The sequence below is a fragment of the Pantoea sp. Morm genome (assembly GCF_016643525.1).
GTDB classification, from domain to species: domain Bacteria; phylum Pseudomonadota; class Gammaproteobacteria; order Enterobacterales; family Enterobacteriaceae; genus Pantoea; species Pantoea dispersa.
This window is the reverse complement of record NZ_VOQX01000012.1, coordinates 53,215-66,228: the sequence shown is the minus strand read 5'-3', so window position 1 is coordinate 66,228 and position 13,014 is coordinate 53,215. Positions and strand designations below refer to the sequence as shown.

The 13,014-nt window shown below is 56.9% G+C and carries 14 protein-coding genes and 1 tRNA gene; 7 read left to right on the top strand and 8 right to left on the bottom strand.

Annotated features, from left to right (window positions below):
* Positions 1 to 49 precede the first annotated feature (49 nt).
* Complete coding sequence (locus FT726_RS06700; protein ID WP_166720171.1) at positions 50 to 268, top strand: ogr/Delta-like zinc finger family protein; 219 nt, start codon at positions 50 to 52, stop codon at positions 266 to 268.
* Positions 269 to 291: 23 nt separating this feature from the next.
* On the opposite strand, the gene FT726_RS06695 is transcribed toward FT726_RS06700, so the two are convergent.
* From FT726_RS06695 to FT726_RS06685, 3 genes are all read right to left on the bottom strand, one after another.
* Entirely contained in the window at positions 292 to 666 is a 375-nt protein-coding gene (locus FT726_RS06695; RefSeq protein WP_346302581.1) for a hypothetical protein, read from the bottom strand.
* A 124-nt stretch (positions 667 to 790) separates the two neighbouring features.
* Positions 791 to 866, bottom strand: a tRNA-Ile gene (locus FT726_RS06690).
* A gap of 199 nt (positions 867 to 1,065) precedes the next feature.
* Positions 1,066 to 1,848 carry an SDR family oxidoreductase gene (locus FT726_RS06685; protein WP_211725056.1) on the bottom strand — a complete coding sequence of 261 codons (783 nt, stop codon included), beginning with the start codon at positions 1,846 to 1,848 and terminating at the stop codon, positions 1,066 to 1,068.
* A gap of 137 nt (positions 1,849 to 1,985) precedes the next feature.
* Between FT726_RS06685 and FT726_RS06680 the strand changes: the two genes are divergently transcribed.
* From FT726_RS06680 to FT726_RS06670, 3 genes are all read left to right on the top strand, one after another.
* Positions 1,986 to 2,573 (top strand): TetR/AcrR family transcriptional regulator, encoded by a 588-nt coding sequence (locus tag FT726_RS06680; RefSeq protein WP_282996897.1) that lies wholly within the window; start codon positions 1,986 to 1,988, stop codon positions 2,571 to 2,573.
* Positions 2,570 to 3,085 (top strand): G/U mismatch-specific DNA glycosylase, encoded by a 516-nt coding sequence (gene mug, locus FT726_RS06675; protein WP_058771358.1) that lies wholly within the window; start codon positions 2,570 to 2,572, stop codon positions 3,083 to 3,085. The genes FT726_RS06680 and mug overlap by 4 nt, the downstream gene beginning before the upstream one ends.
* An 88-nt stretch (positions 3,086 to 3,173) precedes the next feature.
* Positions 3,174 to 3,935, top strand: coding sequence for a substrate-binding domain-containing protein (locus FT726_RS06670; protein WP_282996898.1), 762 nt, complete (start codon positions 3,174 to 3,176; stop codon positions 3,933 to 3,935).
* A 48-nt stretch (positions 3,936 to 3,983) separates the two neighbouring features.
* On the opposite strand, the gene rpoD is transcribed toward FT726_RS06670, so the two are convergent.
* From rpoD to rpsU, 3 genes are all read right to left on the bottom strand, one after another.
* A complete protein-coding gene (gene rpoD, locus FT726_RS06665) occupies positions 3,984 to 5,828 on the bottom strand; it encodes an RNA polymerase sigma factor RpoD (protein WP_021509630.1) in 1,845 nt (614 codons plus the stop codon).
* Between the two features lie 379 nt (positions 5,829 to 6,207).
* Positions 6,208 to 7,953, bottom strand: coding sequence for a DNA primase (gene dnaG / locus FT726_RS06660; protein ID WP_127834612.1), 1,746 nt, complete (start codon positions 7,951 to 7,953; stop codon positions 6,208 to 6,210).
* A 119-nt stretch (positions 7,954 to 8,072) separates the two neighbouring features.
* Positions 8,073 to 8,288, bottom strand: a complete 216-nt coding sequence (gene rpsU, locus FT726_RS06655; protein WP_001144069.1) for a 30S ribosomal protein S21 — start codon at positions 8,286 to 8,288, stop codon at positions 8,073 to 8,075.
* 281 nt (positions 8,289 to 8,569) lie between these two features.
* On the opposite strand from rpsU, the gene tsaD reads away from it, so the two are divergent.
* On the top strand, positions 8,570 to 9,583 hold the full coding sequence (gene tsaD, locus FT726_RS06650) for a tRNA (adenosine(37)-N6)-threonylcarbamoyltransferase complex transferase subunit TsaD (RefSeq protein ID WP_031280133.1): 1,014 nt from the start codon (positions 8,570 to 8,572) through the stop codon (positions 9,581 to 9,583).
* A 30-nt stretch (positions 9,584 to 9,613) separates the two neighbouring features.
* On the opposite strand, the gene plsY is transcribed toward tsaD, so the two are convergent.
* Positions 9,614 to 10,213, bottom strand: a complete 600-nt coding sequence (gene plsY, locus FT726_RS06645) for a glycerol-3-phosphate 1-O-acyltransferase PlsY (protein WP_021509626.1) — start codon at positions 10,211 to 10,213, stop codon at positions 9,614 to 9,616.
* 107 nt (positions 10,214 to 10,320) lie between these two features.
* Between plsY and folB the strand changes: the two genes are divergently transcribed.
* Positions 10,321 to 10,680, top strand: coding sequence for a bifunctional dihydroneopterin aldolase/7,8-dihydroneopterin epimerase (folB, locus tag FT726_RS06640; protein ID WP_021509625.1), 360 nt, complete (start codon positions 10,321 to 10,323; stop codon positions 10,678 to 10,680).
* A 191-nt stretch (positions 10,681 to 10,871) separates the two neighbouring features.
* Complete coding sequence (bacA, locus tag FT726_RS06635) at positions 10,872 to 11,690, top strand: undecaprenyl-diphosphate phosphatase (protein WP_031280132.1); 819 nt, start codon at positions 10,872 to 10,874, stop codon at positions 11,688 to 11,690.
* Positions 11,691 to 11,708: 18 nt separating this feature from the next.
* Here bacA and FT726_RS06630 read toward each other — a convergent pair whose 3' ends face one another.
* Entirely contained in the window at positions 11,709 to 12,941 is a 1,233-nt protein-coding gene (locus FT726_RS06630) for a multifunctional CCA addition/repair protein (protein ID WP_021509623.1), read from the bottom strand.
* Positions 12,942 to 13,014 lie beyond the last annotated feature (73 nt).

The following is a 13,014-nucleotide window of genomic DNA, read 5'->3' as shown; positions in this document are numbered from 1 at the left end:
TTTTGTGTGTATGATTAATCCAAAATGAGGTTGTGTGAGGTGTATATAAATGATGAATTGTCCTCTGTGCGGGAACGCGGCCCACACAAGAAGTAGTTTCCAGGTCTCAAAAACCACTAAAGAGCGATACAACCAGTGCCAGAACATAAACTGCAGCTGCACGTTCAAATCCCATGAAACTGTCTCAGAGATTATCATGAGTCCCGGCAAGGTAAAGCCGGTACCACCGCACCCCGACAGAAATCAGCAGGGCGGTTTATGGCTGTAAGATATGGGCCCGCATTGCCGGGCCTATAATTTAATAATTCGAGCTTCAATAAATGCTTTAGTTTCATCAGAATTCAATTGACCCACCTGTTTGCATTCCTTCCCCCCTCCTTTGAACTCAAAACCCTGATCTTGTCTCGAATTCCAGATACGCATAGACGTTATAGTTTTTTCGTCCCACGGATGAAGGAATATGGTGTCACAGATGCTCGAGAAAAAACGAAGGGCTGTTTCGTTGTTAACTTCGGGTTTTGTTATGCTGAGTACAAGGATGCCATTTCGCAGAACGTAGTTATCATATTGGAAAGTTTTGAGTGTCTTTTCTATGTAGTCAGGTATTGGAGATGCTAATGCGCTTAGCGCTGGCAACATAATCAGCGCCAGTAGAAGTCTTTTCATGATCGCACCTTTATGTGGAGATGAGCCGGAAACTCTGCTGCCATTTTGCTGCCAACGACTCATAGAACAAATAAAAAAACCACCATGAAAGGTGGTTTAAATTGCTGATTTTAAAGCTAAAATTTGGTGGCCCCTGCTGGGTTTGAACCAGCGACCAAGCGATTATGAGTCGCCTGCTCTAACCACTGAGCTAAGGGGCCAGCGGAGCGGGGATTATAAAGTATCTCGGTGGGGCGATCCAGCGTTGCTCAATCGGTTGGTGAAAATTCCCGCAGTCACTGAGTCCTTGATCTCACAGCAAAAAATCCCCGAGCCCTGGCAGAAGCGGGCAATAAGCGCCCACTGCTGTCGCGTTTTTGAGACAAGGCTTGCTGCTGCCTTGTCTCCGGATGCGCAGGTTCAGCGATAGCGCGTGGCGGGCTTATTCAGCGAGATAAACGGCAGGATGGCACCGCGCGCCTGCTCAAAGCTTTGCCACAGGCCCATATCTTCCACCGAAGGGATAGTGATCGCTTCGCCGTCATCCAGACCGCGCAGCGCGGCGGCGACTAAGTCGTCGACCTCCATTACCATCTCTGCCGGCAGGTCATCCACCGAGCGCCCGGTGCGCTGAAAGATTTCGGTGCGCGTCAGGCCCGGCAGCAGCGCCTGCACGCGTACGTTGTGGCCCGCCAGCTCACGCTGCATATTCCGCGTCAGCGAGAGCACAAAAGCTTTCGTCGCATTGTAGGCCCCGTTTGCCTGTTCGTTGACCAGCGCCAGTACCGACGCCACGTTCACGATGGTGCCCGCGTTGCGGCTGCGGAAAACCTGCGCGGCCGTGTGAGAGAGCTGCGTCAGCGCCACCACGTTCAGTGCCAGCATGGTTTGTGTCTGGTCGATGCTGGCGTCGATAAACTCGCCTTCCACCGTCATGCCCGCATTGTTGATCAGCGTGGTAATACGCGTATTGTCCCGCAGCTCGCTATCAATACGCGCCAGATCTTCATGGCGCGTCAGATCCGCAGCCAGCACGCTGACTTCCACGCCGTGCGCTTCGTGCAGCGACTGCGCCAGTGCGCTCAGACGTGCAGCATCGCGCGCCACCAGAATCAGGTCGTTGCCGCGTGCAGCCAGCTGTTTTGCGTAAGTTGCGCCGATACCGCTGGAAGCGCCGGTGATTAAAGCCAGTTGGTGTGACATGGGAAAAGCCCTCTGTATGATGGTCGTCATATTGGTGTGCTGATAATATGGCGACCATCATATCTATCGTCAAGCTGGAATATGACGATCGTAATAATTACACTGATTGCCATTAACGATGAGCAGGGTAACAACCGATGGAAAAGCTAAGCCATAAGGCGCGCACGCGGCAGCGCATTCTGGAAGAAGCGGCGGTGGTGATGCGCGAATGCGGCACCGAAGGCATTGGCGTGGCAGCGCTGATGAAGCGCGTCGGCCTGACGCACGGTGGGTTTTATGCGCACTTTGCCTCGCGTGAAGCGCTGGTCGAAGCGGTGATTAGCGAGATGTTTGCCGACTCGGCGCAGCGTTTTTCCGCCGTGCTGGCGATAGAGGATCCGGCTGAACGGCTGAACCAGTGGATCGACCGCTATCTGTCGGACCAGCACTGTGGCGCGCCGGGCGAGGGCTGTCCGATACCGGCGCTGGTCAGCGAAGTGGCACATTTACCGCCTGATGCGCGGGCGCTGTTTTCGGCGAAGCGCGAAGCGGTGCGGCGGCAGCTGGTGCAGGCGCTGGAGCAGCTGGGACATGCGCAGGCGGAAAGCATCGCCAGCAGCATGCAGGCCGAAATGGTCGGTGCGCTGGCGCTGGCGCGCGCCTGCACCGATGAAGCGGAAGCGCGCCAGATGCTGGAGGTGACGCGTCAGGCAGTTAAACTGCGCGCCGGGCTGGTGACAGCATGAGCGATCACGACATCCGCGACATCATCGCACCCGATTTGCAGGTGCTGTTCTGTGGCATCAATCCGGGCAAATCCTCGGCGCATACCGGTTTTCACTTTGCGCATCCTGGCAACCGCTTCTGGAAGGTCATCCATCAGGCCGGATTCACCCGCGAGCAGCTGCTGCCGGAGCAGGAACAGCGGCTGCTGGAGACCGGCTGCGGCATCACCATGCTGGTAGAGCGCCCTACCATTCAGGCCAGCGAGCTGGCGGGCGCGGAGCTGCGTGACGGCGGTGCGCGTCTGCAGGAAAAGGTGCTGCGCTTTCAGCCGCGCGCGCTGGCGGTGCTGGGTAAGGATGCGTTTCAGAAGGCGTTTCGTCAGCGCAATGTGGCGTGGGGCGAGCAGCCGCAGCTGCTGGGCGAAACCCGTTTATGGGTGCTGCCCAATCCCAGCGGATTAAACCGCGCTTCGCTGGAGGAGATGGTCGCCGCTTATCGCCAACTTCATGATTGGTTACAGAATAAGGCGTGAGCTGGCTCTGTTTCATCAGGTAATAACGTTGTTCATCGTTTTGTTTCTGGCTACACCGGATGCTCCACGCAAAAAAAGGAGCAGGGAGATGAAGCAACGCACCATGGTTCTGGCGGCACTGCTGCTGCTGGCGCAACCGGGCGTCCATGCCGCAACGCTGAAGGTATTCAGTTCCGGCGGTATGTATCCGGTAATTGAAAGCCTGAAGCAGGATTATCAGCAGCAGAGCGGCGATAGCATTAAGCTGGAAGCGGCGCCGTCGATGGGTGATACGCCGCAGGCGATTCCTAATCGCCTTAAACGCCATGAAAGCGCCGACGTGCTGGTGATGGTGGATTACGCCATCAAGCCGCTGGAGCAGGCGAAATGGGTGGATAGCGCCAGCCATCAGGTGCTGGCGCACTCGTACATCGCCATGGCGGTGAAGCAGGGCACCACGCCGCCGGATATCAGTACCGTCGCGAAGTTCAAACAGGTGCTGACCTCCGCCTCAAGCATCGCCGTGTCTGACAGTGCCAGCGGCAAATATATTCAGAGCAAGATGCTGGATAAGCTGCAGCTGGGCCCGAAAACGGCGGCGAAGATTACCGTGATTCCGGCCACGCCGGTGGGTGAGGCGGTCGCGCAGGGCAAAGCCGAGCTGGGCTTTCAGCAGAATAGCGAGCTGAAGGCGGTGAAAGGCATTACTATCGTGGGACTGATTCCGCCGGCGGCACAGCAGGATACGCTGTACGGTGCGGTGATCACGCGCAGCAGCCAGCAGCAGCAGGCCGCGGCGAAGTTCGTGAAATACCTGCAGAGCGACAAGGCGCGCAGCGTGATGCAGGAGAAAGGGCTGACGCCATACTGAAGACAATAAAAAACCCCGGCTAGCCGGGGTTTTTACTGACCAGGACGATTAATCGTCGAGGAAGCTACGCAGCACTTCCGAGCGGCTCGGATGGCGCAGTTTACGCAGCGCTTTGGCTTCAATCTGACGGATACGCTCACGCGTTACGTCAAACTGTTTACCCACCTCTTCCAGCGTGTGGTCGGTGTTCATATCGATACCGAAACGCATACGCAGGACTTTGGCTTCACGCGCGGTCAGGCCAGCCAGCACGTCGTGGGTGGCAGAACGCAGGCTTTCCGAGGTCGCGGAATCCAGCGGCAACTCCAGCGTGGTATCTTCGATAAAGTCGCCCAGATGCGAATCTTCATCATCACCAATCGGCGTCTCCATGGAGATCGGCTCTTTAGCGATTTTCAGCACCTTACGGATTTTATCTTCCGGCATCAGCATGCGCTCGGCCAGCTCTTCCGGCGTTGGCTCGCGGCCCATCTCCTGCAGCATCTGGCGCGAAATACGGTTGAGTTTGTTAATGGTCTCAATCATATGCACCGGAATACGGATGGTACGCGCCTGGTCGGCGATGGAACGGGTGATAGCCTGACGGATCCACCAGGTGGCGTAAGTTGAGAACTTATAGCCACGGCGATATTCAAACTTATCCACCGCTTTCATCAAACCGATGTTGCCTTCCTGAATCAGGTCGAGGAACTGCAGGCCACGGTTGGTGTACTTCTTGGCGATGGAGATCACCAGACGCAGGTTAGCCTCAACCATCTCTTTCTTCGCACGACGCGCTTTGGCTTCGCCGATCGACATACGACGGTTGATGTCTTTCACCTGCTCAATGGTCAGGCCGGTCTCTTCTTCAATCTGCAGCAGTTTCTGCAGCGAACGCATGACGTCTTCTTCCACTTCCTGCAGTTTTTCCGACCACGGTTTGTTCATGGCCAGTGCCGCTTTGAACCAGCTCTCACTGGTTTCATTACCGGTAAACAGGGTGATGAAGTTTTTCTTCGGCATTTTGCACAGTTCAACACACAGCTTCATGATCAGGCGCTCTTGCGTGCGCACGCGCTCCATCATTTCACGCATGTTGTTCACCAGGTAGTCGAACTGCTTCGGTACCAGGCGGAACTGTTTAAACACTTCAGAGAGATTATTAATCTCGGCCACGGCGTCCGCATGGCTGCGGCCTTTGGCTTTGATCACGGTGCGCGTGGTTTCGTACTGCGTACGCAGGTCGTTAAACTTCTCGCGCGCCAGTTCCGGATCGATAGAGTTATCGTCGTCGGAGCTGTCGTCGTCGCTCTCTTCGTCTTCCTCTTCATCGTCGTCGCGGTCTTCTTCTGACAGCTCAGAACCAACGTGGGTCGCGGTCGGTGCCAGATCTTCCTCGGCGTTCGGATCGACGAAACCGGTGATCAGGTCAGACAGGCGTGACTCGCCCGCTTCAACGCGATCGTACTGATCGAGCAGGTAGGTGATTGCTTCCGGGTATTCGGCGACAGAGCATTGCACCTGGTTGATACCGTCTTCGATACGCTTGGCGATGTCGATTTCGCCTTCACGCGTCAGCAGTTCAACGGTACCCATTTCACGCATGTACATGCGTACCGGGTCGGTGGTACGGCCAATTTCAGATTCAACGCTGGATAATACCTGAGCGGCAGCTTCCGCGGCATCTTCGTCAGTATCGGTGCTGTTTTCATTCAGCATCAGATCATCGGCATCCGGGGCTTCTTCCACCACCTGAATACCCATATCGTTGATCATTTGGATGATGTCTTCGATCTGATCGGAGTCGACGATATCTTCCGGCAGATGGTCATTGACCTCAGCATAGGTCAGATAGCCCTGCTCCTTACCACGGGTGACAAGCAGCTTAAGCTGTGACTGCGGGTTTTGCTCCATAAGACGGTATCCACACTTCTGTTAATTAGATTGGTGTCGGTCGGCAGCGAGCCAACTATAACAGTGAAGGCGTTGTGTTTTTGCCGCTGCCTTCAACGCGGCCAGGGCTTTGGCCCATCGTAAATCGGCACTTAAGCCGCTTAATATTCTGTCCGGCGCTAACTCACTTGCCATTTTCAATGCTGGCAGTGCTCGCAATCCCTCACGTACGCCAGTACGCTCCGGTTGCTGCGTGCTGGCAGCCTTGAAACTGACAGCGACGTTAACGCCTATGGTATGTATGCATTGCTTCCGGCTTCGCTTACAGCGTCCATAAACCAGAAACATCAGGCAAGAAGGGCGGCGTTATCAGCCTTCATCATTCTGACCCGGTAAAATCTTATTTTTTGGCTAATGCCTGGCTTAATGCCCAGAATTCACGGCGTTCGGCGGCGCTCAGGCCCTCAGTCCGATCGCGCGCAATCAGTGCTTCGAGGCGCTGCTCCAGCGCAGCATCATAGATGCTTGCCAGCGAGTCCTGGAACACTTCTTCCGCTTCGTCATCTACGATCATGTGGTTCCAGGTGGCCAATGTTTCAAGGGGCTGGCTAAATTCTGTCCCGCGATATAACTCTAGTAGCTGTCCGGTGGTCAGGCCAGGATTCTCAGTACAACGGCGGACTAACTCCACAAACAGTGGCAATCCCGCTAATTTAGACTGCTCCAGCCCGTCCAGCGCAGGCACGATGGCGGCAAATTGCGGATTCTGCACCAGCAACGCAATCAGCACGCGCATGGTGGTGCGTTTCATCGGTGGTGCCACCGGTGCGGTACCGCTTTCCGCCTGCTTCGGCATCAGCTTGTCTAACTGGTTATCGTCCAGAATGCCGAGTTTATTACCCAGCGTCTGACGCATATAAATCCGCAGCGTTTCGCCCGGAATCTGGCTGATCAGCGGCAGCGCCAGCGTCGCCAGCTTGGTACGGCCGTCGCGCGTACTCAGATCCACCTGCGGCATCAGGCTGTCGAACAGAAACGTGGAGAGCGGCATAGCCTCCTCCATCCGCGCTTCGAACGCTGCTTTGCCCTCTTTACGCACCAGGGTATCCGGGTCTTCGCCGTCGGGCAAAAACATAAAGCGTAGCTGACGACCGTCATTCATGTAAGGCAATGCGGTTTCCAGCGCACGCCATGCAGCTTCACGACCGGCGCGGTCGCCGTCGTAGCAGCAGATCACGTTATCGGTCGAGCGGAACAAAAGCTGGATATGTTCCGCCGTGGTCGAGGTGCCCAGCGAGGCGACAGCATAATCAATGCCGAACTGCGCCAGCGCAACCACGTCCATATAGCCTTCCACCACCAGCAGACGTGCCGGTTGCGGATGATTTTTTTGCGCTTCATACAGGCCGTATAACTGGCGGCCTTTATGGAAAATCGGTGTTTCCGGTGAGTTCAGGTACTTGGGCGTATCGTTGCCCAGCACGCGGCCACCAAAACCAATCACGCGTCCGCGCTTGTCGCGAATCGGAAACATCACGCGATCGCGGAAACGATCGTAGGTACGACCGCTGTCATTGCTGACCAGCATGCCCGCTTCCATCAGCGATTCACGATCTTCTTTCTGCTGACCGAAACGCTTCAGCACGTTGTCCCAGCCGGCTGGCGCATAGCCAATAGCAAAGTGATCGATCACCTGCTGGCTCAGCCCGCGTGTGGCAAGATACTGTTGTGCTGATTTCGCCTGCGGATTGCGCAGGCTCTGCTGATAAAAGCTGTCTAAACCTTCCAGCAGCTGATACAGGCTCTGGCGCTGATGGCGCTCCATCGGGCTCGGACCGTTGCCCGCTTCGTACGGCACTTCTAAGCCGTGCTGCGTGGCAAGTTCCTCTACGCTTTCGACGAAATCCAGACGATCGTGATTCATCAGGAAGTCGATGGCGTTGCCTTTGGCACCACAACCAAAGCAGTAGTAGAACTGCTTCTCACCGCTTACGGTGAAAGAGGGGGTTTTTTCGTTATGGAAAGGACAGCACGCGTGATAGTTCTTACCCTGCTTTTTCAGCTTAACGCGGGCATCGATAAGATCCACGATGTCCGTGCGGGCAAGTAAATCATTGATAAATACGCGTGGAATTCGTCCAGCCATAAGCCCCGGTTTTTCAGCTCATAAACGGCAACAAGCCGCGCTTCCTTTCGGAAAGCACGGCCTCTTACTTGACTCTGTCTGCGTTTAACACGCGGCGGAAGCGAACTTCCGAAAAGAAATTAGTACAGACGAGTGCGGCGTGCGTTTTCGCGAGCCAGTTTCTTGGCGTGACGCTTAACAGCAGACGCTTTAGCGCGCTTACGTTCAGTCGTTGGTTTTTCATAGAACTCACGACGACGAACTTCAGCCAGAACGCCTGCTTTCTCGCAGGAACGCTTGAAGCGACGCAGTGCTACGTCGAATGGCTCGTTTTCACGTACTTTAATTACCGGCATGTAACTCTCACCTCGATAAAATTCGGTTTTTGCTGCTGACTGCGGCGCCAGCACTTTTCAAAATGGTGCAGCATTTTACTCCAGGCGCGGCTGGCTTGTAAAGCACCATGGACAATTTAGAACCAACAGGAGCGTTTGCCTGTGCGGCTGCCGGTTTTTTCAGGCCGTGGAGTATAGCGCACTCTTTGCGCGACAGAAAAACACTTTTTCGCGTGCGGAAGGGGGCAGGCGTCAGCCGGCCTGTGCTACACTGCGCGCCGCAAGAAGAGGGTGATAAAGCTATGCGAGTTCTGGGTATTGAAACGTCCTGCGATGAAACCGGCATCGCGATTTATGACGATGCGTCCGGTCTGCTGGCGAATCAATTATATAGCCAGGTGAAATTACATGCCGATTACGGTGGCGTGGTGCCGGAACTGGCCTCGCGCGATCACGTGCGGAAAACCGTGCCGCTGATCCAGGCCGCGCTGAAACAGGCGGGCTTGCAGGCCGGAGAGATTGACGCCGTGGCGTACACCGCCGGTCCCGGCCTGGTCGGTGCGCTGCTGGTTGGCGCCACCATTGGCCGCGCGCTGGCGTTCGCCTGGAACGTGCCAGCGGTGCCGGTGCATCACATGGAAGGCCATCTGCTGGCGCCGATGCTGGAAGACAACCCACCGGCATTCCCGTTCGTGGCACTGCTGGTCTCCGGCGGCCACACGCAGCTGATCAGCGTCACCGGCATTGGTGAATATACGCTGCTGGGCGAATCGATTGACGATGCCGCCGGGGAAGCGTTCGATAAAACCGCCAAGCTGCTGGGGCTGGATTATCCGGGCGGCCCGATGCTGTCGCGCATGGCACAGCAGGGCACGCCGGATCGCTTTAAGTTCCCGCGTCCGATGACCGATCGTCCGGGACTGGACTTCAGCTTCTCCGGCCTGAAAACCTTCGCAGCGAATACCATTCGCGAACATGACGGTGACGAACAGGCGCGCGCCGATATCGCCCGCGCCTTTGAAGATGCGGTAGTGGACACGCTGATGATCAAATGCAAGCGTGCGCTGGAGCAGACCGGCTTTAAACGCCTGGTGATTGCCGGCGGCGTGAGCGCCAACCGCACGTTGCGTGAACGCATGGCAACCATGATGAGCGCGCGCGGCGGCGAGGTGTTTTATGCCCGTCCGGAGTTCTGCACCGATAACGGCGCGATGATTGCCTATGCCGGCATGGTGCGGCTGAAAGGCGGCACGCGCGGTGAGCTGGGTGTCAGCGTGCGGCCACGCTGGCCGCTGGCGGAATTACCGGCCATCTGATGATAAAAAACCGGCTGCGCGCCGGTTTTTTTATTTCTTCTTTTTACGCTTCCACACGCGGTTTTCCTGACCGCGCCACAGGCGCTGAATATTGTCGTGATGGCGCAGTAAAATCAGGCATGACAGCATCGACACCGGAAAGGTGAACTGCGGCTTAAACCACCAGACATAAAACGGGGCAATCAACGCGCTGACGATCGCGCCCAGCGATGAGTAGCCGCTGAGCAGCACCGTCAGCAGCCAGGTGCCGGTCATCAGGCCGGTCAGGTCCCAGCCAATCGGCGCGATGGCCCCAAACGCGGTGGCCACACCTTTGCCGCCGCGAAAGCGGAAAAACACCGGATAGATGTGGCCGAGGCAGGCGGCGATGGCCGTGAGACCAAGATACATCGGCGTGACGTGCAGCCACCAGGCGATCCACACCGGCACCATTCCCTTCGCCACGTCGAAAATCAGTACCGCGGCAGCGGCGGCTTTACCGCCAATACGTAACACGTTGGTGGCGCCCGGATTGCCAGAGCCTGCGCTGCGGGGATCGGGTAAACCAGCGAGTTTACAAACCAGGATCGCACTGGAAATCGAGCCGCAAAGATACGCGAAAATAATCATACCAAGCGCGATAGCACTCATAGCTTCGTACCGTTCCTTTTGGGTCGTTTTGTTCTCGATAAGCGTGGATAATACGCATAATCCGCCGGAAGTGGTATCCGGCTAAGCCAAAAACAGAGAGTGACATCATGGATATCGTATTTATAGAACAACTCACCGTGTTCACCACCATTGGCGTTTACGACTGGGAACAGGGCATGCAGCAGAAGCTGGTGCTCGATGTCGAAATGGCGTGGGACAACCGTCAGGCGGCGGTGAGCGACGATGTGAACCACTGTCTGAGCTACGCCGATGTCACCGAAGCGATCCTCAGTCATCTGCAGGGGCAGCGTTTTGCGCTGGTCGAACGGGTGGCGGAAGAAATCGCCGATCTGTTGATGAATCGTTTCAAAACGCCTGGCGTACGCGTGAAGGTAGGTAAACCGGGGGCTGTCGCCCAGGCGGCGAGCGTGGGCGTGAGAATTGAGCGCGGGACTATTCCTAAATAAATCCTGCGTGATTGCCATCACAATGAAACCAAACCAAATTATGGTGTGTCTCAGTGGAGGCCGCTGCGCTGATGAAGGGGAAGTGACCGAAATCCTTAAGGTTTCCTTCAGCAAGGTGCAGGCATAATTTCAGGCGGTAGCGGTGCGCGACCGCCTTTTTACTGTTTAAAACGGATAGAGGGTAAAATTTGATGGCAGACATTCATCAGCTATGGGTAGCTGCAATCCTGGGGGTTGTGGAAGGCCTTACGGAGTTCCTGCCGGTCTCATCCACAGGCCACATGATTATTGTTGGCCATTTGCTGGGGTTCGAGGGTGAGAAGGCGGAAACCTTTGAAGTGGTGATCCAGCTGGGCTCAATCCTCGCCGTAGTGGTGATGTTCTGGCGCCGGCTGTTTGGCCTGATCGGCATTCACTTCGGCCAGGAGCGCCACGAAGGCGTCGGCAGCGGAAAACTGACGCTGATTCACATTCTGCTGGGTATGGTGCCGGCAGTGGTGATTGGCCTGGTACTGCATGACCAGATTAAAACCCTGTTTAACCCGATCAACGTGATGTACGCGCTGGTGGTGGGCGGCGTGCTGCTGCTGGCGGCGGAATATCTCAAGCCAAAGCAGCCGAAAGCGGTGGGCATTGATGACATCACCTATCGCCAGGCGTTTATGATTGGCTGCTTCCAGTGTCTGGCGCTGTGGCCGGGCTTCTCGCGTTCCGGCGCCACCATCTCCGGCGGTATGCTGATGGGCGTCAGCCGCTATGCGGCGTCCGAGTTTTCCTTCATCCTCGCGGTACCGATGATGATCGGTGCTACCGGACTCGATCTCTACAAGAGCATGGGCTTCCTGACGATGCAGGATTTCCCGATGTTTGCCGTGGGCTTCGTGACCGCCTTTATTGTCGCGCTGCTGGCGATCAAAGTGTTCCTTGAGCTGATCAAACGTATCTCGTTTGTGTCGTTTGCCATCTACCGCTTTATCGTCGCGGCAGCGGTTTACGCCATCTTTATGTAATACGCGAGGCGCGGCCGGTTACGCTGGCCGCGCGTCGATTAACCCTTCCTGCAACGCCAGCACGCGCCGACGCGTCAGCTCTTCCCGCACCGCCGCGCCTGTGAAACCGGCCTCGACCACCGCTTTGGTGGGCACCGCCTGCGCCAGCGCAAACGCGCGCCGCAGATAATCGCCCTGCGGATAAGCCATGCTCTCCAGCGTCGTGCGCCCGCGAGCGTCGGCTTCGCTGGTCAGTGCCATCTTTTCCACGCGATCGGGCTTGCGCCAGGCGTCGATGCGGTCAAACAGCGCCACCAGCGCGTCAGCCGGCTGGCGTTCAATGGTGTGTACCACATCGTGAAACTCCGTCACCACCAGGGCCAGATCGCGCACCTGGTTCGGCACGCGCAGTCGCTGGCACAGCGCTTCAACAATCGGTACACCGGCCGGGCCGTGACCATGATGGCTCGGCCACTTCTCTGGCGGCGTCAGCGCTTTACCCACATCGTGGAACAGCGTGGCAAAACGCACGTCAAGCTGGTCGGAGAGCGCTGCGGCCATGGTCAGCGTCATCAGCGCGTGGACGCCGGTGTCGATCTCCGGATGCCACTTAACGGGGGCCGGAATGCCGTACAGGTTGTCGATTTCCGGGAACAGCACCTGCAATGCATCGCAGTCGCGCAGCAGCTGGAAATAGACCTGTGGATTGCGCGTCAGCAGCGCTTTTTCCGTCTCTTTCCACACCCGCTCTGCGGTGAGGTGCGCCAGTTCACCGCTGTGCGCCATCTCGCGCATCAGCGCCTGGGTTTCGGGTGCCACGCGGAAATTGAGGTGGGCGAAACGGGCAGCAAAACGCGCCACGCGCAGCACGCGCAGCGGATCTTCATTAAAAGCTGCCGACACGTGACGCAGGGTGCGCTGCTGCAAATCCTGCTGGCCGTGATAAGGGTCGATCAGCGTGCCGTCAGCGGCCTGCGCGATGGCATTGATGGTCAGATCGCGACGCTGTAAATCCTGCTCCAGCGTCACGTCCGGCGCGAACTGCGTCACGAAGCCGGTATAACCGTTGCCGCTTTTGCGCTCGGTGCGCGCCAGCGCATACTCTTCGCGGCTTTCAGGATGTAAAAAAACCGGAAAATCCCGGCCTACCTGCTGATAGCCCTGCGCCAGCATGCTGTCGGGCGTTGCGCCCACCACCACCCAATCTCTATCTTTTACCGGCAAACGCAGTAAGGCATCACGCACTGCGCCACCGACCAGAAACGTCTTCACTCAACCACTCCAGAGGCAATCCACTTTTGCGTGCCGCGCACGCTTGTTACGTTATTGTTGCATACTTTGGCGA

Bases quoted from the DNA above. Each gene is read 5' to 3' on its own strand.
- FT726_RS06700 (WP_166720171.1), top strand. From the start codon at position 50: ATGATGAATTGTCCTCTGTGCGGGAACGCGGCCCACACAAGAAGTAGT.
- FT726_RS06670 (WP_282996898.1), top strand. From the start codon at position 3,174: ATGAAGCAACGCACCATGGTTCTGGCGGCACTGCTGCTGCTGGCGCAA.
- rpoD (WP_021509630.1), bottom strand. From the start codon at position 5,828: ATGGAGCAAAACCCGCAGTCACAGCTTAAGCTGCTTGTCACCCGTGGT.
- bacA (WP_031280132.1), top strand. From the start codon at position 10,872: ATGGCAGACATTCATCAGCTATGGGTAGCTGCAATCCTGGGGGTTGTG.
- dnaG (WP_127834612.1), bottom strand. From the start codon at position 7,953: ATGGCTGGACGAATTCCACGCGTATTTATCAATGATTTACTTGCCCGC.
- plsY (WP_021509626.1), bottom strand. From the start codon at position 10,213: ATGAGTGCTATCGCGCTTGGTATGATTATTTTCGCGTATCTTTGCGGC.
- FT726_RS06680 (WP_282996897.1), top strand. From the start codon at position 1,986: ATGGAAAAGCTAAGCCATAAGGCGCGCACGCGGCAGCGCATTCTGGAA.
- rpsU (WP_001144069.1), bottom strand. From the start codon at position 8,288: ATGCCGGTAATTAAAGTACGTGAAAACGAGCCATTCGACGTAGCACTG.
- FT726_RS06685 (WP_211725056.1), bottom strand. From the start codon at position 1,848: ATGTCACACCAACTGGCTTTAATCACCGGCGCTTCCAGCGGTATCGGC.
- mug (WP_058771358.1), top strand. From the start codon at position 2,570: ATGAGCGATCACGACATCCGCGACATCATCGCACCCGATTTGCAGGTG.
- FT726_RS06695 (WP_346302581.1), bottom strand. From the start codon at position 666: ATGAAAAGACTTCTACTGGCGCTGATTATGTTGCCAGCGCTAAGCGCA.
- tsaD (WP_031280133.1), top strand. From the start codon at position 8,570: ATGCGAGTTCTGGGTATTGAAACGTCCTGCGATGAAACCGGCATCGCG.
- folB (WP_021509625.1), top strand. From the start codon at position 10,321: ATGGATATCGTATTTATAGAACAACTCACCGTGTTCACCACCATTGGC.